At 73.9% G+C, this 23,758-nt stretch carries 16 protein-coding genes; 11 read left to right on the top strand and 5 right to left on the bottom strand.

Annotated elements, in window-relative coordinates:
* Positions 1-216: 216 nt before the first annotated feature.
* The 6 genes from ACWGJB_RS29560 to ACWGJB_RS29535 are packed head-to-tail and all read left to right on the top strand — an operon-like array spanning position 217 to position 15,138.
* Complete coding sequence (locus ACWGJB_RS29560; RefSeq protein ID WP_453383115.1) at positions 217-7,218, top strand: SDR family NAD(P)-dependent oxidoreductase; 7,002 nt, start codon at positions 217-219, stop codon at positions 7,216-7,218.
* A 1-nt stretch (position 7,219) separates the two neighbouring features.
* Positions 7,220-11,779: a beta-ketoacyl synthase N-terminal-like domain-containing protein gene (locus ACWGJB_RS29555; protein WP_453383114.1), complete on the top strand. Its 4,560-nt coding sequence runs from the start codon at positions 7,220-7,222 to the stop codon at positions 11,777-11,779.
* Entirely contained in the window at positions 11,776-12,093 is a 318-nt protein-coding gene (locus ACWGJB_RS29550) for an acyl carrier protein (protein WP_453383113.1), read from the top strand. Before ACWGJB_RS29555 ends, ACWGJB_RS29550 begins: the two co-directional genes overlap by 4 nt.
* Before the next feature lie 3 nt (positions 12,094-12,096).
* Positions 12,097-12,912: an alpha/beta fold hydrolase gene (locus tag ACWGJB_RS29545; RefSeq protein ID WP_453383112.1), complete on the top strand. Its 816-nt coding sequence runs from the start codon at positions 12,097-12,099 to the stop codon at positions 12,910-12,912.
* A complete protein-coding gene (locus ACWGJB_RS29540; RefSeq protein WP_453383111.1) occupies positions 12,909-14,099 on the top strand; it encodes a glycosyltransferase in 1,191 nt (396 codons plus the stop codon). The genes ACWGJB_RS29545 and ACWGJB_RS29540 overlap by 4 nt, the downstream gene beginning before the upstream one ends.
* Entirely contained in the window at positions 14,083-15,138 is a 1,056-nt protein-coding gene (locus tag ACWGJB_RS29535) for a class I SAM-dependent methyltransferase (RefSeq protein ID WP_453383110.1), read from the top strand. Before ACWGJB_RS29540 ends, ACWGJB_RS29535 begins: the two co-directional genes overlap by 17 nt.
* A 4-nt stretch (positions 15,139-15,142) precedes the next feature.
* On the opposite strand, the gene ACWGJB_RS29530 is transcribed toward ACWGJB_RS29535, so the two are convergent.
* Positions 15,143-16,123, bottom strand: a complete 981-nt coding sequence (locus ACWGJB_RS29530; RefSeq protein WP_453383109.1) for a lysylphosphatidylglycerol synthase transmembrane domain-containing protein — start codon at positions 16,121-16,123, stop codon at positions 15,143-15,145.
* A gap of 218 nt (positions 16,124-16,341) precedes the next feature.
* Between ACWGJB_RS29530 and ACWGJB_RS29525 the strand changes: the two genes are divergently transcribed.
* Positions 16,342-16,992, top strand: a complete 651-nt coding sequence (locus ACWGJB_RS29525; protein WP_453383108.1) for a DedA family protein — start codon at positions 16,342-16,344, stop codon at positions 16,990-16,992.
* 86 nt (positions 16,993-17,078) lie between these two features.
* Here ACWGJB_RS29525 and ACWGJB_RS29520 read toward each other — a convergent pair whose 3' ends face one another.
* Positions 17,079-17,606 (bottom strand): gamma carbonic anhydrase family protein, encoded by a 528-nt coding sequence (locus ACWGJB_RS29520; RefSeq protein WP_351733967.1) that lies wholly within the window; start codon positions 17,604-17,606, stop codon positions 17,079-17,081.
* Between the two features lie 116 nt (positions 17,607-17,722).
* Between ACWGJB_RS29520 and ACWGJB_RS29515 the strand changes: the two genes are divergently transcribed.
* Positions 17,723-18,487 carry an acyltransferase gene (locus ACWGJB_RS29515; RefSeq protein WP_453383107.1) on the top strand — a complete coding sequence of 255 codons (765 nt, stop codon included), beginning with the start codon at positions 17,723-17,725 and terminating at the stop codon, positions 18,485-18,487.
* A gap of 1 nt (position 18,488) precedes the next feature.
* On the opposite strand, the gene ACWGJB_RS29510 is transcribed toward ACWGJB_RS29515, so the two are convergent.
* Positions 18,489-19,346 carry an EamA family transporter gene (locus ACWGJB_RS29510; protein WP_453383106.1) on the bottom strand — a complete coding sequence of 286 codons (858 nt, stop codon included), beginning with the start codon at positions 19,344-19,346 and terminating at the stop codon, positions 18,489-18,491.
* Positions 19,347-19,461: 115 nt separating this feature from the next.
* Between ACWGJB_RS29510 and ACWGJB_RS29505 the strand changes: the two genes are divergently transcribed.
* The gene (locus ACWGJB_RS29505; protein ID WP_453383105.1) at positions 19,462-20,034 is read left to right on the top strand and encodes an XRE family transcriptional regulator; all 573 of its coding nucleotides are present in this window, start codon (positions 19,462-19,464) and stop codon (positions 20,032-20,034) included.
* A 31-nt stretch (positions 20,035-20,065) separates the two neighbouring features.
* Positions 20,066-20,620, top strand: a complete 555-nt coding sequence (locus ACWGJB_RS29500; protein ID WP_453383104.1) for a YbaK/EbsC family protein — start codon at positions 20,066-20,068, stop codon at positions 20,618-20,620.
* Here the strand turns inward: ACWGJB_RS29500 and ACWGJB_RS29495 are convergent.
* Complete coding sequence (locus ACWGJB_RS29495) at positions 20,617-21,843, bottom strand: cation diffusion facilitator family transporter (protein ID WP_453383103.1); 1,227 nt, start codon at positions 21,841-21,843, stop codon at positions 20,617-20,619. The genes ACWGJB_RS29500 and ACWGJB_RS29495 overlap by 4 nt on opposite strands.
* Before the next feature lie 63 nt (positions 21,844-21,906).
* Here ACWGJB_RS29495 and ACWGJB_RS29490 point away from each other — a divergent pair, with 63 nt between their 5' ends.
* Positions 21,907-22,272 carry an ArsR/SmtB family transcription factor gene (locus ACWGJB_RS29490; protein ID WP_453383102.1) on the top strand — a complete coding sequence of 122 codons (366 nt, stop codon included), beginning with the start codon at positions 21,907-21,909 and terminating at the stop codon, positions 22,270-22,272.
* A 199-nt stretch (positions 22,273-22,471) separates the two neighbouring features.
* On the opposite strand, the gene ACWGJB_RS29485 is transcribed toward ACWGJB_RS29490, so the two are convergent.
* Positions 22,472-23,695: a 4-hydroxybenzoate 3-monooxygenase gene (locus tag ACWGJB_RS29485; protein ID WP_453383101.1), complete on the bottom strand. Its 1,224-nt coding sequence runs from the start codon at positions 23,693-23,695 to the stop codon at positions 22,472-22,474.
* Positions 23,696-23,758: the final 63 nt, after the last annotated feature.

Here is a 23,758-nt window from a genome sequence, read left to right as displayed (position 1 = left end):
ATCGGTTCGGAGGCCGTTCCGGCGCAGTGGATTGCTCGCATTTTCGGCTCTTGCGGTGAATTCCCCCGACTGGCCGAATCAATGCCACCGCTCGTGATAGGGCCGTTCCGTTATTGACCCGCGAGTAATGAACTCGCTAGTTTCCGGGGGCCTCACCCCGAGCTTTTCGCCGCACACATCCCCCACCGTGCTGTCCTCCCGATTATTCGGAGCATCATGACGTCCCCTGTGCGTGCCGTCGACCTGATCATGTGCATCACCCCTTTCGGAGAACCCGACGCCCGGCTCGCCGCAGCGGTCTGCGCCGCCGGCGGACTCGGTGTCCTGGACCTGGGGCGCGGTGACCGAAGAACCCGGGAGGCCCTGGCCCGGCTGGGACGGGCGGCGCCGGCACCCTACGGCGTGCGGGTCGCCCCCGGCTGCGCGCTCACCCCGCAGGACCTCGACCAGATTCCCGACACGGTGGTCCTGGCCGTCGACGCACCTTGGACCATCGATCAACTCGACCCCCGTGTACGGGTATTGGCCGAGGTGACGGATCTGGCCGGGGCCCGCGAAGCGGTCGCGGCCGGAGTGCGCGGGCTGATCGCCCGGGGCGCCGAGAGCGGCGGCCGGATCGGTGGTCTCAGCACCTTCGTCCTGCTGCAACAGCTCCTCGAAGCCCCCGAGTTGGACGTTCCGGTGTGGGCCTGCGGAGGCATCGGGCCGCGTACCGCGGCGGCTGCGGTGGCCGGCGGCGCGGCCGGGGTCGTCCTGGACAGCCAGCTGGCGCTGCTCGCCGAGTCCCGGCTGCCCGAGGCGACGGCGGCCGTACTGCGCTCCCTGGACGGCTCCGAGACGGCCGTCGTCTCCGGTCACCGGGTACTGCACCGGCGCGGCCCGGACGCCGTGCGCCCGCCCGCCGACGACCCGGCGGCGGTCGGCGCGCTGCTGGGCGCCGAGGACCTGCGCACCCAGCTGCTGCCGGTGGGACAGGACGGCTTCCTCGCCGCCCGGTTCGCCGAGCGCTGGGGCGATGTACGAAGAACCGTACGGGAGCTGACGGCGGCGATCCGGGAGGGCGGCGGCGCCATCGCCCCGGACGCGGTACGGCCCGAGACGTCCGCCCCGGATGCGCTGAGGTCCGGCATCTCCGCCCCGGACGCGCTGAGGCCCGCCACTTCCGCCATGAGCCGAGCTCTCGGCACCCGGCTGCCCGTCGCCCAGGGCCCGATGACCCGGGTCAGTGACCGGGCCGCCTTCGCCGCGGCCGTCGCCGCCGACGGGGCGCTGCCCTTCCTGGCGCTGGCCCTCGCCGACGGTGCCCGCACCCGGGAGATGCTCACCGAGGCCAAGGCCGCACTGGACGGCCGGCCCTGGGGCGTCGGCGTGCTCGGCTTCGCCCCCGAGGAACTCAGGAACGCCCAGCTCGACGCCGTACGGGAACTGCGGCCCAGCCACGCGATCATCGCGGGCGGCCGACCCGCCCAGGCGGAGGCGCTGGAGCGGGCCGGGATCAGCACTTTCCTCCATGTGCCCTCGCCCGGGCTGCTCCGGCAGTTCCTGGAGGCCGGGGCCCGCAGGTTCGTGTTCGAGGGTTCCGAGTGCGGCGGCCACGTCGGACCGCGTGCGAGCTTCCCGCTCTGGGAGGCCCAACTCGCCGTCCTGGAGGACTTCCCGGAGGCCGAGGGCCTGGAGGTGTTCTTCGCGGGCGGCATCCACGACGAACGCTCCGCGGCGATGGTCGCCGCGCTGGCCGCGCCGCTGACCGCCCGGGGCGCCGCCGTCGGCCTGCTCATGGGCACCGCTTACCTCTTCACCGAGGAGGCCGTGGACCGGGGCGCGATCCAGCCCCTCTTCCAGCGCCAGGTCAGGGCCGCCGCCTCGACCGCCCTCCTGGAGACCGCACCCGGACACGCCACCCGCTGCGTGCCCAGCCCGTTCACCCTCGACTACCACAAGCGCGAGGCGGAACTGCGGGCGAACGGGGTGCCGGACCGGCAGCGGTGGGAGGAACTGGAGCGGCTCAACGTCGGCCGGCTGCGCATCGCCAGCAAGGGAGTCGACCGCCCGGACGGCGGCGAGCCGGCGCCGGTGGACGAACAACGTCAGCTCAACGAGGGGATGTTCATGGCCGGGGAGGTCGCCGTATTGCGCTCGGCGACGACCACCGTGGCCGCCCTGCACCACGCCGTCACCGACGGCGCCGCCGACTTCCTGGCCCGGCGGCGACCGGCACCCGAACAGCGCCCGGAGCCGCCCGCCCCCGCCCCGCTCGACATCGCGATCGTCGGCATGGCCGGGATGTTCCCGCACGCCCCCGACCTGGCCACCTTCTGGGCCAACGTGGTCGCCGGACACGACGCCGTCACCGAGGTCCCGCCCGAGCGCTGGGACCCGGCCGTCCACCACGCCGACGGCACCACCACCTCCAAGTGGGGCGGCTTCCTGCCCGCCATCCCCTTCGACCCGCTGAGCTACGGCATCCCGCCCGCCTCCCTCGGCCACATCGAACCGGTCCAGCTGCTCGCCCTGGAGGCCGCCCGACGCGCCCTGGACGACGCCGGATACGGCACCCGGGGACGCGAGTTCGACCGCTCGCGCACCTCCGTGGTCTTCGGTGCCGAGGCCGGCAGCGACCTCTCCAACGCGGCCACGCTGCGCGCCGTACTGCCCTCGTACTACGGCAAGGTCCCCGACGGCCTCGAAGAGCAGCTGCCCCGGCTCACCGAGGACTCCTTCCCGGGCATGCTCGCCAACGTCATCTCCGGGCGGATCGCCAACCGCCTCGACCTGGGCGGCGCCAACTACACCGTGGACGCCGCCTGCGCCTCCTCACTGGCCGCCGTCGACGTCGCCTGCAAGGAACTCACCGCCGGCACCAGCGACGTCGTACTGTGCGGCGGCGCCGACCTGCACAACGGCATCAACGACTACGTCCTGTTCTCCTCGGTGCACGCCCTCTCGCCGACCGGCCGCTCCCGTGCCTTCGACGGTTCCGCCGACGGCATCGCGCTCGGCGAGGGCGTGGCCTGCGTCGTCCTCAAGCGGCTGGCCGACGCCGAGCGCGACGGGGACCGCATCTACGGTGTGATCAAGGGACTCGGCTCGTCGAGCGACGGCCGCTCCCTGGGCCTGACCGCACCACGCCCCGAGGGACAACGGGCCGCGCTGCTCCGCGCGTACCGCAACGCCGGTGTCTCCCCGGCGCAGGTCGGCCTGGTGGAGGCGCACGGCACCGGCACCGTCGTCGGCGACCGCACCGAACTCACCATCCTCAGCGAGGTGTTCGCGGAGGCGGGCGCGGAGAACGGCGGTTGTGCGCTCGGCTCGGTCAAGTCCCAGATCGGGCACACCAAGTGCGCCGCCGGACTCGCCGGGCTGATCAAGACCACCCTCGCCCTGCACACCGGCGTCAAGCCGCCCACCCTGCATCTGAACCGGCCCAACCCGGCCTGGAAGGAAGAGGACAGCCCGTTCGCCTTCCACACCGAGGCCCGGCCGTGGGCCGCTCCGGCCGCCGAACGGGTCGCCGGGGTCAGCGCGTTCGGCTTCGGCGGCACCAACTTCCACGTGGTACTGGGTGCCTACGACAGTGTCGTACCGCCGGAGCAGGGGCTGGACCTCTGGCCCGCCGAGCTGTTCCTGTTCCGGGGGCGGGACGAGAAGGCGGCCCACCGGGGTGCCGAGGAGATCCTGCGGGCCGCCGAGACGGGGTCGTGGCGGCTGCGTGACCTGGCGCTCGCCGCCGCCCGCCGCTCGGACGCCTCGCACGAGCCGGTGCGGGCCGCGGTGGTGGCGCGTGACCCGGACGAGCTGACTGCGCAGCTGCGGCGGGTCCTCGCGGGCGAGCACGACCCGGCCGCCGGCATCCACCTGGCCGACCCGACGGCCGACACCGCCGCCAAGGTCGCGTTCCTCTTCCCCGGCCAGGGCAGCCAGCGCCCCGGCATGCTCGCCGACCTCCTCGTCGCCTTCCCCGAGTTGCAGCACTACCTCCAGCTCGGCCGGGCCCACGCCGGCCCCCTCTACCCGCCGACCGCCTTCGACGACGCCACCCGTGAGCGCCACCGGGCCGCCCTCACCGACACCCGGGCCGCCCAGCCCGCCCTCGGCATCACCGGCCTCGCCGCCCACGCCCTGCTGACGGCGGCCGGAGTCCGCCCCGACATGGCCGCCGGACACAGCTACGGCGAACTCGTCGCCCTCAGCGCGGCCGGCGCCCTCACCCCCGAGACCCTCCTGGAGCTCAGCGCCGAACGCGCCGCCGCGATCCTGGCCGCCGCGGGCGACGAACCGGGCACCATGGCCGCCGTGTCCGGCGCGGCCGAGGACGTCGAGCGCGCGCTGCGCACCACCGGCGTCCCGGACTCGGTCGTGGTCGCCAACCACAACTCGCCCAAGCAGAGTGTGATTTCCGGCCCGACGGAAGAAGTGACCGAAGCCGTGCGGCGGTTGCGCGAGGGCGGGCTCGGCGCCAAACGGATCCCGGTGGCGTGCGCCTTCCACAGCCCGGTGGTCGCCGGTGCCGGGGACCGGTTCGCGGAGGTGCTCGCGGAGACGGCCGTACGACCGCCCGAGTTCCCGGTGTGGTCCAACCGCACGGCAGCCCCCTACCCGCCGGAGCCCGCTGCCGTACGCGCCGAACTCGCCGCCCAGATCGGCTCCCCCGTCGCCTTCGCCGCCCAGATCGAGGCGATGTACGAGGCCGGGGCCCGGGTCTTCGTCGAGGCCGGACCCGGCACCGTCCTCACCCGGCTCGTCGGGCAGATCCTCGGCGACCGCCCGCACACCACCGTGGCCTGCGAGCCCCGCGCCGACAGCGGACTGCGCGGCTGGCTCGACGCACTCGCCCGGCTGGCCGTGGCCGGGGCACCGGTACGCGCCGCCTGGCTGCTGCGCGGCCGAGACGCCGTGGACGCGGTCCGCACCCCGGTGCCCAAGCGGCCCGGCTGGACGGTCGACGGACAGCTCGTGCGCACCGCCGCCGGAGACCTCCTGCCCGGTGCCCTCGCACCGGCCCGACGAGTCGTGGAGACGACTGTGACGACGAACCAGCCGCACGGCGCCCCGGCCGACCGGGACGCGCTGATCTCCGAATTCCTGCGCACCAGCCGGGAGATGATCGCCGCGCAGCGCGACGTGCTGCTCACCTACTTCGGAGCGACACCGGGGGCGGTGCCCGCCGCGCCGGTGTCACCGCAGCAGCCTGCGCCCGCTCTCGCATCCGCAGACATCGTCGTACCCCAGCCGGAGCCGGTGGCCGTGCCGGCCGTGCGGGCCGTGCCCGCCGTGGAGCCGGCTGCGGAGACCGACGTCGAGCGGGTCGTCCTGGAGATCATCAGCGAGCGCACCGGCTACCCCGTCGACATGATCGAGCCCGACCTCGATCTGGAGGCGGACCTGAGCATCGACTCCATCAAACGGGCCGAGATCGCGGGGGAGCTGGCGAAGCGGCTCGGCATCGCGGGCGGGGCGGAGACCCTGGACGACGCCGAGCTGGAGGAACTGGCCAAGGCCCGGACGGCCGCGGCCGTCACCGGATGGCTGCGGGCCCGGGTCGACACCGGCGGCCGGCCGGAGGAGACGGCCACGGCCACCACCGGCGGCACCGCCGAGCGGACGGGCGCCGTGGCCGAGCCGGCGGCAGCGGCTGTCGGGGCCGGCACGTCGGAGCCCGCACCCGGCCCGCGCGTACCGGCGTCGGCACTCCGGCCCACCACCGCCGAGGAGGTCCCCCCGGGCGCGGCGCCGAAGCGGTTCGAGATGCGCCCCGTCGCGCTGGCGGAGCCGGACGCCGCGGCCGACCCGGCCGCCCTGCTGTCCGGCAGGCGGTTCGTGATCCTCGGGGACGGCGCCCAACGGGCGGACCAGGTCTCCGCGTACGGCGCCCGACTGGCGGAACGGCTCTCCGCGTACGGCGTCGAGTGTGTGACCGTCGGCCGGGACCACCGGCTCGGCGAGGCGGACGGAACCGTGGACGGCGTGCTCTACCTGGGTGCGCTGCCCGGCAGCGACCCGCCCGTGCTGCCGGACGCCTTCCCCGTGCTGCGGGCGGCACTGGCGCGCGGCCCGCGCTGGCTGCTGGCCGCCCGGCCCGCCGAGGGCGAGGACGCGGCCCGCTCGGCCGGGCTGCACGGGCTGTTCCGAACCGTCGCCCGGGAGTATCCGGACACGGTCGCCCGGGTCGTGACCCTCGCGGACACCGGACCGGCCGCCGTCGCCGAGGCACTGCTCGCCGAACTGCTCGCACCGGACCCGGTCCCCGTGGTCCTGCGCACCGCCGCCGGCCGGCAGGGGCTGGAGCTGGCCGAGGTACCGCTGGGCCCGCTCGGCAGCACCGGCGCCGGACCCGCCGGGGAGGGCGCCGCCGAGGCCGCCGCGCTCGGCCTGGACCGGGACTCCGTGGTGCTGCTGGTCGGCGGGGCCCGGGGCATCACCGCGAAGTTCGCGGCCGGGCTGGCCGCCGCCTGCCGCTGCCGTGTCGAACTGCTCGGCCGGACCCCAGCGCCCACCGGCCCCGAGACCCCGGACACCGCCGCCGCCGGTACCCCCGCCGAACTCCGCGCGGCCCTCGCGGCCCGGGGCGGACTCAAACCCGCCGAGGTCAACCGGGAGACCGAACTGATCCTCGCCCAGCGGGAGATCACCGCCACCCTCGACGAACTGGCCGCGCTCGGCAGCGAGGCGCGCTACCGCGCCGTGGACTTCCGCGACCGGGACTCCGCGCTCCAGGCCGTCAAGGAGATCCACGCCGACCACGGCCGCCTGGACGGGGTCGTCTTCGCGGCCGGGGTGATCGAGGACCGGCTGATCGCCGAGAAGACCCCGGAGTCCTTCCAGCGGGTCTACGGCACCAAGACGAACGGCGCCACCACCCTGCTCGCAGCCCTCGAGGAGCTGCCCAACGGGCCAGGTTTCGCGGTGCTGTTCGGCAGCATCTCCGCCGTCCTCGGCAACCGCGGCCAGGTCGACTACGCCGCCGCCAACGACGCCCTGGAGAGCCTCGGCGCCGACTGGGCGGACCGCACCGGCAACCGGGCGCTGACCGTGCACTGGGGGCCGTGGGCGCCGACCGGCCGCCACACCGGCATGGTCAGCCCGGAGCTGGGGCGCGAGTACGCCCGGCGCGGGGTCCGGCTGATCGACCCCGACGAGGGCGCCGCCGCGCTGCTGCGCGAACTCGCCTGGGGCGCGGAGTCCGTCCGTGCCGTCGTCTACACCGCGTCGGGCTGGTGACATGACCGACGACGGCCGGACACCGGTCGCGATCGTGGGCATGGCGGTGCTGCTGCCCGGCGCCGCAGGCCTCGACGCGTACTGGAGAAACCTGCGCGACGGCGTGGACGCGATCGGCGAGGTGCCCGAAGGGCGCTGGGACGCGGACTACTACCGGCCCGGCTCGGCGAGCGGGCCCGCCGTCCCCGACCAGGTGTACTGCCGGCGCGGCGGCTTCGTGGACGGCCTCGCCGAGGTGGAGGTCACCCGGTACGGCATCATGCCGAACTCCGTCGACGGCACCGAACCCGACCAGCTGATCGCCCTCGACGTGGCCGCCGCCGCGATCGCCGACGCCGGTGGCGCGGACCGGCTGCCGGACCGGCACCGGATCGGCGTGGTCCTGGGCCGGGGCGGCTATCTCACGCCCGGTCTGGTCCGGCTCGACCAGCGGGTCCGGACGGCGGGGCAACTCATACGCACGCTAGGCGAGTTGGTGCCCGACCTCACCCCCGGCCAACTGGCCCGGGTGCGGGAGGCGTTCACCGAGCGGCTCGGGCCCGCCAGCCCCGAGTCGGCGATCGGCCTGGTGCCCAACCTCGCCGCCTCCCGGATCGCCAACCGTCTCGACCTGCGCGGCCCCGCCTACACCGTGGACGCGGCCTGCGCCTCCTCGCTGGTCGCCGTCGACCAGGCGGTCACCGAACTCACCGCGGAGCGCTGCGACCTGATGCTCGCCGGGGGAGTGCACCACTGCCACGACATCACCCTGTGGAGCGTCTTCTCCCAGCTGCGCGCGCTCTCCCCGAGCCAGCGCATCCGCCCCTTCCATCGCGAGGCCGACGGCATCCTCATCGGCGAGGGCACCGGCGTCGTCGTCCTCAAGCGCCTCGCCGACGCCGAACGCGACGGCGACCGCGTCTACGCGGTGATCCGCGGTACGGGCGTGGCCAGCGACGGCCGTACCGCCGGACTCGTCAACCCCGACCCCGGCGGCCAGACCCATGCCGTACGCCAGGCCTGGCGGGCCGCCGGTCTCGACCCCGCCGCCCCGCACTCCGTCGGGCTCCTGGAGGCGCACGGCACCGCGACCCCGGCCGGAGACGGTGCCGAACTCACCACCCTCGCCGCGGTGTTCGGGCCGAGCGGCAGCGACGAGCGGGCCGTGCTGGGCTCCGTGAAGTCGATGATCGGCCACACCATGCCGGCCGCCGGAGTGGCAGGGCTGGTCAAGGCCGCCCTCGCCCTGCACCATGCCACCCTGCTGCCCACCCTGCACTGCGACGACCCGCACCCGGCCCTCGCGGACACCCGCTTCCGCACCCTGGACCGGGCCGAGCCCTGGGAGACCACCCCCGACCAGCCGGTCCGCAGAGCCGGGGTGAACGCGTTCGGGTTCGGCGGGATCAACGCACACGTGGTGCTGGAGGAGGCGCCCGGCAGGCGTGCCACCGCCGTCGCGCCCGTGGCGTCCGTCGCGACGGTCACCGAGCCCGAGCGCATCCTCCTCCTCGCCGCCCCCACCCCCGAGCAGCTCGCCGTCGCCCTCGCCGCCGACGACTCCGCCGTCCTCGTCGCCGGCCTCGCCCCCGACCGTGCCCACCCGGAGGCCGGTCCGGCCCGGCTGGGCATCGTCGACCCCACCGCCAAACGGCTGGCCCTGGCCCGCCGTGCGGTCGGCAAGGGCCGGGCCTGGCAGGGCCGCAACGACGTGTGGTTCCGGCCCACCCCGCTCCTCGACACCGGCAGGCTGGCCTTCGTCTTCCCCGGCCTGGAAGGCGAGTTCACTCCCCGCGTCGACGACATCGCCACGCATTTCGGCCTCCCCACCGTCACCCGCCCCGCCGATCAGGACGTACGGGTCGGTGACGTGGGCCGTCATGGGTTCGGTGTCGTCGGCGTGGGGCGGCTCCTGGACACCGCGCTGCGCCGGATGGGCGTGGTCCCGGACGCGGTCGCAGGGCACAGCGTCGGCGAGTGGACGGCGATGGTGGCCGCCGGTCTCTACTCCGGCGACCAAGTCGACGCCTTCATGGCTGAGTTCGACCCCGACGGGGTCACCGTCCCGGGCCTCGCCTTCGCCGCCGTCGGAGCCCCCGCCGAGCGGGTCCTGGCCGCCCTGGACGACGACTGGGCGGACGCCGGGATCGTCCTCTCCCATGACAACGCGCCCGGCCAGTCGATGGTCTGCGGTCCGGACCGGGCCGTGGCCGACTTCGTCCGCTCCTTCCGCGCCGACGGCGTGCTGTGCCAGGTGCTGCCGTTCCGGTCCGGTTTCCACACGCCGATGCTGGAGCCGTACCTGACGCCCATCAAGGAGGCCGCCGAGCGCTTCCGGCTGCACCGGCCCACCGTCCCGGTCTGGTCCGGCACCACCGCGGCCCCCTTCCCGCAGGCCGAGGCGGAGGTACGCGAGCTGTTCGTCCGGCACCTGCTGGAGCCGGTCCGGTTCCGGCAGCTGGTCGAGGCCCTGTACGCCGCAGGGCACCGCACCTTCGTCCAGACCGGCCCCGGCCAGCTGGCCTCCCTCATCGCCGACACCCTCGGCGACCGCGACCACCTGGCCGTCGCCGCCAACTCCCCGCACCGCTCGGGCCTCGGTCAACTCCGAAGGGTGGCAACGGCGTTGTGGACGGCCGGCGCGGCCGTGGCACCGGCTGTGGCACCGGCCACCCCCGACACGAGCGGCGCGAGTACGCCGGTACGACACCTCCCGCCCGTCCGCCTCGACCTGGACGGCGCCCTGATCTCCCTGGACGGCCCGGTCCTGCACCGGCTCCGCGCCGAGCTGGGGCGGCCCGCCGTGCCCACCGGCCCGTCCCCGCTCGACGACCTCGCCGTCCGCGTCCCGGCCGCCGCCGAACTCAGCGCGCTGTTGCGCGACACCGCGGACACCGCGGTGGCCGTCCTCACCGCACACCGGACACCGGCCCCGCCGGCCCGGCAGGCCCCGCCGGCCCCACAGGCCTCGCCGGTCCCGCAGCCCACACCGGTCCGGCCGGCCGCGCCGGTCCCGTCGGCCCCCACGGCGCGCACCACCACCGTCCGGGTCTCCCCGGACACCATGCCCCACCTGCTCGACCACTGCTTCTACCCGCAACGCGCCGACTGGCCGGACATCGAGGACCGCTGGCCGGTGGTTCCGGCCACCACCATCGTCCGGCACATGATGGACGCGGCCGAGGAGGCCACCGGGCTGCGGGCGGTGGCCGTGCACGGCGCCCGCTTCGACCGCTGGCTCACCGCCACGCCCCCCGTCGACGTCCCGGTCACCGTCACCCCCGAGAGCCCCGGCCGCGTCTCGGTCACCTTCGGGCCCACCGCCCGCGCGGTCGTCGAACTCGCCCCCGGCCACGCGCCGCCACCCGCCGCCCCCACCGCACCGCCGACCCCCGAACGCATCCCCGACCACACGGCCGCCCAGCTCTACTCCGAGCGCTGGATGTTCCACGGCCCGGCGTTCCAGGGCGTCACCGAACTCACCGCGATCGGCGACCGGCACGTCCGCGGGGTGATCACCACGCCCGCCGCCCCGGGCGCCCTGCTGGACAACGTCGGCCAGATCCTCGGCTACTGGATCATGGCCACCCGCACCGAACGGACCGTCGTCTTCCCGGTGGGGATGCGGGAGACCCGCTTCCACGGCCCGCATCCCGCGCCCGGCACCGAGGTCGGCTGCCTGGTGCAGATCACCTCGCTCACCGACACCGTCCTGGAGGCGGACGTGGAGCTGACCGTCGAGGACCGGGTGTGGGCCCGGATCGGGGGCTGGCAGGACCGGCGCTTCGACAACGACCCGCAGACCCGCCCCGTCGAGCGCTTCCCCGACCGCAACACCCTCTCCGAGGCGCGGCCCGGCGGCTGGGCACTCGTCCACGAACGCTGGCCGGACCTCGCCTCCCGCGAACTGATCATGCGCAACTCCCTCGGCGGAGTGGAGCGTTCGCAGTACGCGGAGCACGCGCCGCGCGGCCGCAGACAGTGGCTGCTCGGCCGGATCGCCGCCAAGGACGCGGTCCGGCAGTGGCTCTGGCAGCACGGCGAGGGCCCCGTCTTCCCGGCCGAACTCCGAGTGCACAACGACGAGGTGGGCCGACCATACGTGTGCGGTGTGCACGGCCGTACGCTGCCCGCGCTGGACGTCTCGCTCGCCCACCGGGCCGAGGCGGCGGTGGCGATCGTACGACCGCACCGGCCCGGGCCCGGCCCGGGCATCGACCTCGAAGAGGTCACCGAACGTGACCCGGCCGCCCTGGCGGCCGCCCTTGGCGCGGACGAACTGCGCCTGCTGCACGAACTCTCCGGAACCGGCTCCACGGGGCTGTGGTTCACCCGGTTCTGGGCCGCCAAGGAGGCCGTCGCCAAGGCGGAGGGCACCGGATTCGAGGGCCGCCCGAGGGACTTCGCCGTGCTGGAGGCGGCCCCGGACGGCAGCCGGCTGCTGGTCTCGGGCCGGCTGGAACGCGCCTACCCGGTGCACTGCGCGCCGGTCCGCAATCCCCCCGCACTGCCGGACCGCGACTACGTCGTGGCCTGGACGACCGGACCGGCAGTCGCAGACCCAGAGGAGGACCCGCGATGAATCCGACCCAGCCCGAAGTCCGCGCCGACGAGGAGGCGGTGCTCGCCGACCTCACCCGGATGCTCCGCACCCTCCTGGAGGAGTACGGCGACGACGACGCCGAGATCGACATGAGCACCACCTTCAACCGTGATCTGGAGCTGGAGAGCATCGACCTGGTCACCCTCGCCGGACTCCTGGAGGAGCGGTACGGGAAACGGGTCAACTTCGCCGAGTTCCTGGCCGGGATGGAGTTCGACGAGATCATCGGGCTGACCGTCGGCCGGCTGGTGGAGTACGTCGTGTGGAGCCTGAAGGCCACGGAGGCGGGCTGAGCCATGGCGATCGTCGACACCGGAGACATCCGGCTGCACGTGCAGAGAATGGGCCCGGGTCAGGGCCGTACCCCGGTCGCCACCGTGGTCCTGGTCCACGGGCTGCTCACCGACAGCCTCGCCAGCTACTACTTCACCGTGGCGCCCGCCTTCGCCGCCTCCGGCCTGGACGTGGTCATGTACGACCTGCGCGGCCACGGCCGCAGCGGCCGGCCGTCCGGCGGCTACACCCTCGACCACAACATCGACGACCTGGAGGCCCTGCTCGACCAGTTGTCGATCACCGGCCCGGTCCACCTCGTCGGCAACTCCTACGGCGGCACCATCGCCTTCGGCTACGCGGCCCGCCATCCCGAACGCGCCGCCAGTCTCACTCTCATCGAGTCCGAGCCCGCCACCGCCGCCTGGGCGGACAAGCTGGGCGGCATCCTGCGCCGGGTGGTCACCGAGCTCGCCCACAACGAGCAGGACGCCATCGCCTGGATCACCGCCAACCGCAGCCACAACACCGCCCGCCTGGCCAGGGGCGCGGCCCGGCTGGCCCGCGAGACCAGCCTCGGCCGGGACATCCCGGCCAGCCGGGTCCTGACCGAGGACCAGATCAGCGCCGTCCGCTGCCCGGTCCTCGGGGTGTACGGCGGTGACTCGGACCTGGTGGACGTGGTCCCGCTGAAGGAGGCCCTGCTGGCGGACTACCGGTCGGTGGTGCTGCCCGGACACGAGCACTCCGTGCTGGTCGAGGCGGCCGGCACGGTCGGCGGGCACATCATGGAGCTGATCCACTCGGTCAGCGGGGCGCGGGCGGCCGGCGTCCGGTGAGCGGCTACCTCTTCGTCGTACCGCCCCTGGTCGGGCACATCAACCCGGCCGTCGGCGTCGCGGCCCAACTCACCGCGCGCGGCCACCGGGTGGCCTGGGTCTGCCCGGACGCCGCGCTGCTGCGCCGGCTGGCGGGATCCCAGGCACGGGTGTACCCGTGCGCGGGGGCGGCCGAGGGCGAACGGCCCGCCGACCTGCGCGGCGCGGAGGCGCTGAAGTTCCTGTGGGAGTGGTTCCTGGTGCCGCTCGCCGAGTCGATGGCGCCCGGGGTCCGGGCGGCCGTCGACGACTTCCGCCCCGATGTCGTGGTCGCCGACCAACAGGCCTTCGCCGGCGCCCTGGTGGCCGACCGGCTCGGCCTGCCCTGGGCGACCTCCGCGACCACCTCCGCCGAGTTCGGCGGCGCCTACGACGGCATCCCCAAGGTCGCCGAGTGGCTCCGGGCCCGGCTCGCGGAGCTCCGGGACCGCATCGGCGACCCGGCGGGCACCACCGACCCGCGCTTCTCACCGCATCTGACGCTCGCCTTCACCACCCCCGAACTGGCGGGCAGAACCGATCAGGTGAGGATCCGTCACGTCGGCCCGTCAATCTCGGAGCGGCCGGTGGCCGACGGCTTCCCCTGGGAGTGGCTGGACCCGAGCCGGGAGCGGGTCCTCGTCTCGCTCGGCACCGCCAACGCGGACGTCGGCGGGCGGTTCCTGGCCGAGTGCGTGGCCGCCGTGCGCGAACGCGCCCACCGGGTCCAGGCGTTGGTGGCCGACCCCGGAGGCACCCTGCCCCCCGCCACCGACGACAAGGACATCCTGATCCTGCCCTCGCTGCCCCAGCTCCCGCTGCTGGAGAGGGTCGACGCGGTCGTCTGCCACGCCGGGCACAACACCGTGTGCGAGGCCCTCTGGCACGGCGTCCCGCTGGTCGTCGCCCCCATCCGGGACGACCAGCCGGTGATCGCCGGGCAGGTCGTGGACGCGGGCGCGGGCGTCCGGGTCAGATTCGGCCGGGTCACCGCCCAGCGGCTGGGCGAGGCCCTCGACACCGTCCTGTACGAGCCCGGCCCGCGCACCGCGGCGGCCCGGATCCGCACCGCGTTCCGCGCCGCGGGCGGCGCACCGGTCGCCGCAACCCACCTGGAAGACCTGGCAGTCGACTCGCGATTCAGGAGACCCGATGAGCAAGCAGAGTGAGATCGAGGCGCTGCGCTCCGCCTACCAGCGGGACCTGGCCGACGGCGTCGACCGCTTCTTCGAACCCCGCCGCACCACCTGCCCCTGGTGTGCCTCCGACCGGCTGACCACCCGGCTGCGCACCACCGACCTGCTCCAGCACAAGCCCGGCCGCTTCCAACTGGACCGCTGCCAGAAGTGCGGGCACACCTTCCAGAACCCGCGCCTGAACGGCACCGGCCTGGAGTTCTACTACCGCGACTTCTACGACGGCCTCGGCGAACAGAAGATGAGCGGCACCTTCGGCGGCCGCACCAAGATGTACCGGGGCCGCGCCGAGTCCATGCTCCCGCACGACGCCACCCCCAAGAACTGGCTCGACGTCGGCACCGGCCACGGCCACTTCTGCGAGGCCGCCCGCGAGGTGCTGCCCGGCACCGCCTTCGACGGCCTCGACTTCACCGACGGCGTCGAACTGGCCGCCCGCGAGGGCCGCGTGGAGCGCGCCTACCGGGGCGCCTTCCCCGAGCTGGCCCCCGACCTCGCGGCCGGCTACGACGTGGTCAGCATGTTCCACTACCTGGAGCACAGCACCGACCCCGACAGCGAACTGCGCGCCGCCCACCAGGCGGTACGCCCCGGCGGCCACCTCCTCATCGAGGTCCCCGACCCGGAGAGCCGCTACGCCCGGCTGCTCGGCCGCTGGTGGCTGCCCTGGCTCCAGCCGCAGCACCTGCACTTCGTCCCCGTCGCCAACCTCCGCGCCCGCCTCACCGAGCTGGGCTTCACGGTGGTCGCGGAACAGCACGCCGAGGCGCACGACCCCGTCGACCTGCTGGCCGCCGTCTGGCTCGCCCTGGACCACACCGCCCCGCGCGAGGACGCCCCCTGGCTGCCCCGCCCGCCGGGCGCTCTGCAGAAGACGGCACGCGCCGCCCTGCTCCTCGCCGGGATCCCGGCCCTGATCGCGGGCACGCTCGCGGACCGCTTCGCCGTACGGCCGTTCGCGCACCGGCTGCGCGTCTCCAACGCCTACCGGATCGTGGCCCGCCGCGACTGAGCCCTCAGAGCACCTTGGCGCGGATCATCGCCGACAGCACCAGGGCGCCCGGCAGCAGTGGTACCCAGTCGGTCAGCACCCGGTAGCCGATCACGGTCGCGGTGACCACCGCGACCGGGGAGCCGAACGCGGCCAGTGTGATCACCAGCGCCGCGTCCACCGCGACCCCGCCGGGTACCGGTACGGCACCCCCCGCGGTGCCCGCCGCCAGGTACGCGAAGATCACGGTGCCCCACGAGAGCCCGAGCCCGAGCGCCTCCCCGGTGCAGGCCAGCACGCTCGCCTGCACCAGCGGCATCGCCGTCGCGCCGCCCCACAGGGCCAGCACCCGGGAGGGCCGGGCGTGCACCGTCCGGGCGTTGGTGAGCGCACACCGCACCAGCCCGGTGATCGGCCGTCGCAGCGGTCGTACGACGGCCATCGCGATGGTCACCAGGGTGAGGACGGCGGCGACCGGGACCAGCACCACGCCGTCCGGGACCAGCTCGCCCAGCCGTCGCCAGGCGGACGAGGACAGCAGGAACACGATCAGCACGACCGTCTTCGCACCCGACTTGGCCACCGAGTACAGCGCTATCGAGGAGGTGGCCCGCTCGAGGGGGACGCCCCGGGTGCGGAGGAAGCGGACGGTGACGGCGTGTGCGCCCAGTCCGGCGGGCAGCGCGTGGTTGGCGGCGCCGGCGGCGAACTGCGAGGCCAGCAGCAGCCCCGGCGGCAGCCGGTCGGGCACGGCACCCTGCCGCATACAGGCGGCCACCACCCAGGTCAGGCAGGTGAGACCGCCCGCGGCCAGCAGCCACGCGGGTTCGGCGCGGGCGAGCCTGCCGACCCCCTCGTACAGCAGGGACTGGTTGGTCAGCCCCCAGACCGCCGCGATGAGCAGCGGGGACAGACACAGGGCGAGCCGGAGCGGCCGGCCGGCCATCGAGGGCGTCGACAGGGTACGCACGGGCGCGTCGGAGCGGAGCGAGGACGGTGAGGACACGGGGACGTTGTCCTTCCACGGCGGGCCGCGGTGGGGAGCCGCAGGCGAGCGGGACCGCAGGCGTGCGGGACCGCTGGGGAGCCTTCCCGTCCCGTATGACACCCGGATGTCCGAAAACCGAAGGCCGGGGGGCGGGCCGGTGCCGCGGGCACGGCCGTACCCGGCCGACCGGGTAGCCTTCCTGGGGTACGCAGCACGCGACAGGGGAGGATCCGGCGGTGCACGTCCAGGAATGGCTCGACTCGGTACCGGCGGTCGCCGTCTACGCCCTGGTGGCGCTGGTCATCGGGCTGGAGAGCCTGGGCATCCCGCTGCCCGGCGAGATCGTGCTGGTCTCCGCCGCGCTGCTCTCCTCCCAGCACTCGGGCATCAACCCGATCGTCCTCGGCGCCTGTGCCACCGCGGGCGCGGTGATCGGCGACTCCATCGGCTACGCGATCGGCCGCAAGGGCGGCCGCCCGCTGCTGGCCTGGCTGGGCCGGAAGTTCCCGAGACACTTCGGCGAGGGCCATGTCGCCACCGCCGAGCGCTCCTTCGAGAAGTGGGGCATGTGGGCGGTCTTCGTCGGCCGCTTCATCGCCCTCCTGCGCATCTTCGCGGGCCCGCTGGCGGGCGTGCTGCACATGCCGTACTGGAAGTTCCTGACGGCGAACCTGCTCGGCGGCATCTGCTGGGCGGGCGGCACGACGGCGGTGGTCTACTACGTGGGCATCGTCGCGGAGGACTGGCTGAAGAGGTTCTCGTACGTGGGCCTGGCGCTGGCGCTGGCGGTGCTGGTGGGCGTGGCGTCGATGCTGATCGTGCGGCGCAAGGCAAAGAAGTTCCAGGTCCCTGAGAAGGAAGCCGAACCGGTAGGCGCCGGGGAGTAGATCTGCCAGGGGCGCGGGGCTGTGTCCATTTGCGGCTCCGCCGCGTGGGCGCGATCAGCCCCCACCCGCTGCACCCGCCGTACCACCTATTCGTGCACCCCGCGATGCGCCTTCGCCAACTCCGCGTAGAAGGTCCCGTTGAGGGTCACCCCCTGGAGCTCCTCCTCACTCAACTCCCGCCGCACCTTCGCCGGCACCCCCGCCACCAATGACCCCGCCGGCACCACCATCCCCTGCGGCACCAACGCCTGAGCCGCGACCAGCGACCCCGCCCCGATGACGGCCCCGTTCAGCACCGTCGCCCCCATCCCGATGAGGCAGTCGTCCCCGACCGTCGCCCCGTGCACCACCGCGTTGTGCCCGATGGACACCCGCTCACCCACACTCACCGGAAACCCCGGATCGGCGTGCAGCGTCACGTTGTCCTGCACATTCGCCTGCGCCCCCACGGTGATCTTCTCGACGTCCCCCCGCACCACCGCGCCGTACCAGACACTCGCCCCCGCCTTCAGCGTCACGTCCCCGATCACCGAGGCGGTCGGCGCCACGAACACGTCGTCCTCGATCTTCGGCTCGCGCCCGCCGATCCCCACGATCAGCGCCTTCTGCGTCATCACGGTCTCCCATCGCCATCGCCATCGACGTCCACGGCAACCTAGCTCACCCCCTGGGGCGAAGATCACAGCAGCCCACCCTCTCGTCGGCGGTCCCCTCCGCGTAGCGTGACCCCGTGCCGAAGCCCAAGAACACGTTCTCGTCCTGGTGCCGCCGCCTCGCCCAGCGCGCGGTGCACGCGGGCTGGGCCTGGATGCAGCGCACGGGTTCCGTCACCGCCGACCACCCCGGCCGCTTCCGGTTCGGCGCGATCGGCGAGGCCACCCGCCTCGCCTTCCCGCTGGGCACGGTCTTCGGCGAACCGTGGATCCACCTCGGCTCCCATTGCATCGTCGGCGAACAGGTCACCCTCACCGCGGGCCTGATGCCCGACCTCGACCTCGGCCCCGAGCCGATCCTGCGCATCGGTGACGGCGTGGTCCTGGGCCGCGGCAGCCACGTCATCGCCGACACGACCGTCACCATCGGCAGCGACTGCTACTTCGGCCCGTACGTCTACGTCACCTCCACCAACCACTCCTACGACGACCCGCACCAGCCCATCGGCAGGCAGTGGCCCCGCATGGAGCCCGTGGAGATCGGTCCGGGCTGCTGGATCGGCACCGGCGCGGTGATCCTGCCGGGCGCGCGGATCGGCCGGAACGTGGTGGTGGCCGCCGGCGCGGTGGTCCGGGGCACGGTGCCCGACCACGCCGTGGTGGCCGGCGCGCCCGCCCGGGTGGTACGCCGCTGGACCCCCGAGACCGGCTGGCAGCCGCCGCTGCGCACGCCCGCACCGGTGCCGATACCGGAGGGCATGACTCCGGAGCAGTTGCGCGCGCTGGCGGAGCTGGACGAGGAGGGCGTGGCGCGGCTCGCCGCCCTGGAGAGCGAGAACTGACTCAGCCGGTGGCCAGCAGCAGCGTCCCCACCAGCGCCAGCCCCGCCCCCGCCGCCTGGACGGCCCGCAGTCGCTCACTGAGGAAACCGCGGGCCGCCAGCGCGGTGACCACCGGGTAGAGCGAGGCGAGCACCGCGGCGACGGTGACCGGGCCGTGCTGGGCGGCGACCGTGTACGTGCCGTTGGCGGCGACGTCGGCGAGACCGACGAAGCCCAGCGCCGGGACCGTGGACCAGCCGAAGCCGCCCTTCGGCAGTGCGGGCCCGCCCTGCCGTACGGACCGCCACAGGGCCGCGCCGCCTGTCGCGACGCTGGTCAGCCGCTGGACGAAGAGGGCCAGGAAGAGGCCGGTGACATTGGTGGACGCCTCCGTGATCAGGGCGAACACCGTGCCGAAGCCGACCGCCGCGACCAGCGTGACCAGGATCGTGCGGCGCTCGACGGGTGCACCACGCAGTTGCGGGCCGCCCGCCAGGACGACCCCGGTGACGGCGACCGTGATCCCCGCGAACTGGAGCAGCCCCGGGCGCTCGCCGAGTATCAGCCCGACTCCGACCGGGACGGCGACGCTCAGCGTGGCCAGTGGGGAGACCACGCCCATCGGGCCCAGGGCGAGGGCCTTGTAGAAGCAGAACAGCGCGACCGGCCCGACCAGGCCCGCCGCGAACGCGAACCAGAGCCGGGGACCGGCCTCGCTCCAGCCGCCGGTGGCGACCACGATCACGCCGAGGACCGCCGCCGCGATGCCCTGCGAGAGCACGACCACCGTGAGCGCCGGGGCGCGTCGTGTGAGCAGCCCGCCGCCGAAGTCGGCCAGCCCCCACAGGAGACTGGTGGTCAGGGCGAAGAATGCTGTCACGGCCCGCCTCGCAGTACAGTTCGGTGAACGATCAGGTACACCTCACCGTAGTTCACTCAGTTGAACTCTGTCATTTAAAATAATGGACCGTGATGCTCTCGACGATGGACGGAACGTGTCGGACCTCGACCTGCTGACCCAGTCCCTGGCCCGCAACGTCAAGCACTGGCGCGCGGTGCGCGGCTTCACCCTCGACGTGCTCGCGGCCCGGGCCGGGGTCAGCCGCGGCATGCTCATCCAGATCGAGCAGGCCCGCACCAACCCGAGCATCGGCACGGTCGTCAAGATCGGCGACGCGCTCGGCATCAGCATCACCACGCTGCTCGACTACGAACAGGGCCCCAAGGTCCAGATCGTCCCCGTCGACAAGGCCGTACGGCTGTGGCACACCGACGCCGGCAGCTACAACCGCCTCCTCGCCGGCACCGAGGCGCCCGGCCCGCTGGAGATGTGGGACTGGCGTCTGATGCCGGGCGAGAGCAGCCCGTCGGAACCCCATCCCACCGGCACCGTGGAGATCGTCCATGTCACCGCCGGTGAACTGACCCTCACCGTCGACGGCGCCGAGTACCGCGTGCCGACGGGCGCCAGTGCCTCCTTCGAGGCCAACACGGCCCATGTGTACGGCAACACCGGGGACGTGCCGATGGAAATGGTCATGACCGTCTCGGTCCCGCCCGTGCCCTGAGCCCGGCGGGCCGGGCTGTTAGCGTGCGGACATGCGCGCACCCATCGGAAACTTCGACACCGCCGTCCCCGCCCCCGACTGCCTCGACGAGCTGACCGCGCCGGTCGCCGAAGCCGTACGGCAATGGAGCGGTGCCGTCCCCGCCGAGCAGATCATCTACGTCGAGACTGACCCGCAGTGGGCGGACACCGCCGTCTTCGTCGAGCACTACGGGCGCGACCTGCTGGAGCGGTCGGCCAACTGTGTGGTGGTGGCGGGCAAGCGCGGCGGTGAGACGACGCTGGCCGCCTGTCTGGCCCTGTCCACCACCAAGGTCGACGTCAACGGTGTCGTACGCCGCCAACTCGGCGCCCGCAAGGCCTCGTTCGCCTCAATGGACACCGCGACGGGCGAGACCGGCATGGAGTACGGCGGCATCACCCCGATCGGACTCCCGCGCGACTGGCCCCTGCTGGTGGACTCGGCCGTCGTCGACCTGCCCTATGTCCTGGTCGGCAGCGGCCGCCGGCGCGGCAAACTCCTGGTCCCCGGCAAGGCGTTCGCCGAGCTGCCCGGCGCGGTCGTGCTGGAGGGCCTGGGCGCCTAGAGCGTCGCGTGGTGGGCCAGCGCCAGGTGCGGGTCCTGCTCGCCGGGCGCGGGCGCCGGATCGGCGTGCACCAGGGCCGCCGTCAGCCGGGGTACGGCGTGCAGCAGCGCGTGTTCCGCCGCCACCGCGACCGCGTGCGCCTGCCGTACGGTCGCCTCGCCGTCGACCTCGACCGCGACCTCGGCCCGCAGCCGGTGCCCGATCCACCGCAGCCGCAGCTCACCCACCGCCCGCACCCCCGGCACCTCGCACAGCGCCCGCTCGGCCCGGTCCACCAGTTCCGGGTCCACGGCGTCCATCACCCGCCGGAACACCTCCCGGGCCGCGTCCCGCAGCACCAGCGCGATCGCCGCGGTGATCGCCAACCCCACCAGCGGGTCGGCGAGTTGCCAGCCCAGCGCCGCGCCGCCGGCCCCCAACAGCACGGCCAGCGAGGTGAATCCGTCGGTACGGGCGTGCAGCCCGTCGGCCACCAGGGCCGCCGAGCCGATCTCCCGGCCCACCCGGATCCGGTACCGGGCCACCCACTCGTTCCCGGCGAAGCCGACCAGCGCGGCCACCGCGACCGCCGGGAGATGCGTGACCGGCCGGGGATCCAGCAGCCGTTCGACCGCGGTCCAGGCGGCGAACGCGGCCGACGCGGTGATCGTCAGCACGATCGCGATCCCCGCCAGATCCTCGGCCCGCCCGTAGCCGTAGGTGAAGCGGCGGTTCGCCGCGCGGCGCCCCAGTACGAAGGCGATGCCGAGCGGTACGGCGGTCAGCGCGTCGGCGGCGTTGTGCACGGTGTCGCCGAGCAGGGCGACGGAGCCGGACAGGACCACGACGACCGCCTGCACGAGCGCCGTCGCCCCGAGCACGGCCAGTGACCCCCAGAGCGCCCGCATCCCGCGCGCCGAGGTCTCCAGGGCGGAGTCGAGCTTGTCGGCCGTCTCGTGGGAGTGGGTGGTGAGGAGATGGCCGAGACGGTGACCGAGGCGATGGCGGAGGTCACCGGGAGAGGGGTGGGCGTGACCGTGGTCGTGGCGGTGAGCGTGCTCACCGTGCCGGTCGCGGACGCGAGCGTGCTCGTGGTGGTGCCGGTCGTCCCCGGGTGCGTGCTCGTGGTGGTGCCGGTCGTGCGCGGGCGGGTGCTCGTGGTGGTGTCCGTCGAGCGCGGGCGGGTGCTCGTGGCGGTGTCCGTCGTCCGCGGATGCCTGCTCGTGGTGGTGCCGGTCGCTCATGCGGCTCCCCTCTCCGGTGCGCGGGACGTGGACATGCGATGCCCTCGAGGCCATTATGTGCGTATGAGCGCACGCATGCACCTATCACCTGCGCACCATGCGCACCCGCGCAGCCCGGGCGAGGAGCAGTTCGCGCTCGCCGCCGAACTCCTCGCCCTGCTCGGTGACCGCACCCGGCTGACCCTGCTGCACGCCCTGACGGCGGGGGAGGCCGACGTCACCACGCTCACCGAGGTCTGCGGTGCCGCGCGGCCCGCCGTCAGCCAGCACCTGTCCCGGCTCCGGCTCGCGGGTCTGGTGGGCACGCGCAAGGAGGGGCGCCGGGTGGTGTACTCGCTGCGCCACGGTCATCTGCGCCGACTGGTCGACGAGGCGCTGAAGGTGGCGGACCACCGGCTCACCGAGACCGCTACCGCAACAGACGGCTGAGCTTGGTCAGAAGGGCGAGTGCCTCGTCCGGATCGCTGGTCGCCGCAGCCAGTGCCGGGCCCAGCGGGACCTCCCGCACCGCTGTCATGCGGTCGGACGGCTCGGCGGCCGGGCTCAGCAGCGTACGGCGGCCGGGCGCTGTTCACGACCCGCGCGGGAGACCCGGCGGCCGTCCCTGCGTAGTGCTCCCGCGTAAAGCTCAGAAGGCGGCGGCCGAACCGAGGTACTGCTCGGCGAAGGCCGTCGCCGCCGCGCGCGAGGTGAAGAGCCTGCGCAGCCGGGCCAGAGTGGTGCCCGCGAGGAACGGATCGCCGGACGCGGTTCCGTGGTAGATATCGGACAGGAACCCGGAGAACTCCTGGTAGTCCCAGACCCGGCGCAGACAGGCATGGGAGTAGCCGTCCAGGCCGGAGTCGTCGCCCTTGGTGACGTGCGCGGCGAGCGCGTCGCCCAGCAGGAAGGCGTCGTGCAGGGCGAGGTTCATGCCTTTCGCGGCGATCGGCGCGGTCAGGTGCCCGGCGTCGCCGGCCAGGAAGAGGCGGCCGAACACCAGGGGTTCGACCACGTAGTTGTGCATGTCCAGCACGCGCTTCTCGACCAGCAGCCCCTCGTTGAGCGGCGGCGCCCCTTCCGCGCCGAGCCGTTCGCGCAGTTCGGCCCAGACCCGCTCGTGGGACCAGCTCTCCGGGTCGTCGCCCGGCGGGCACTGCAGGTAGTAGCGGGTGACCTCGGGGCTGCGTGCCATGTGCCCGGCGAAACCGTTCGGATGGACGCCGAACAGCACGCAGTCCGAGGACGGGGGTGCCTCGGCGAGCAGCGCCAGCCACCCGATGCCGTAGTCCTGCCGGGAGATCCGCACCCGCCCGTCGGGTATCGCGTCCCGGGTCACCCCGCGCGCCCCGTCGCAGCCCGCGACGAACTCACAGCGCAGGACATGCCGTTGACCGGTCCCGGGGTCGACGTACGACACCGCCGGCCGGTCCGACTCCAGGTCGTGCAGCCTGACGTCCTGCACTCCGAACCTGATGTCGCCGCCGCGCACGTCCGCGTACTCCCGCACCAGGTCCGTCACCAGCAACGGCTGTGGACAGACGTAGTGATGGTGGTCCGTCAGCCCGCCGTAGTCGAACCGGAAGCGCTCGCCGCCGAAGCGGAACTCGCACTCGCTGTGCACCTGCGCCCGGGCCAGCAGGGCGTCGGCCAGACCGCGTTGCCGGAGGCCGCGGACCGCCCATTCCTCGATGACCCCGGCCCTGGGCCGGGTCTCGATGAACCGCCTGCTCTCGGTCTCCAGGACCACACAGTCGACGTCGGCGGCCCGCAGGATGTTCCCGACGGCCAGCCCGGCGGGCCCGGCGCCGACGATGACGACCGTACGGCGTTCTTCGGAGGGGGAGTTGGTGTGGGGGGAGGGGTGAGTCACCCCCGCATTATGACGGTGTCCCGTCAGCCACGGCAGGGCCGCAGTGGCTGACGGGACACCGGA

The organism is Streptomyces sp. NPDC054813, assembly GCF_053611365.1.
The sequence above is the reverse complement of the archived record's forward strand: the minus strand, read 5'-3'. Positions and strand labels throughout refer to the sequence as shown.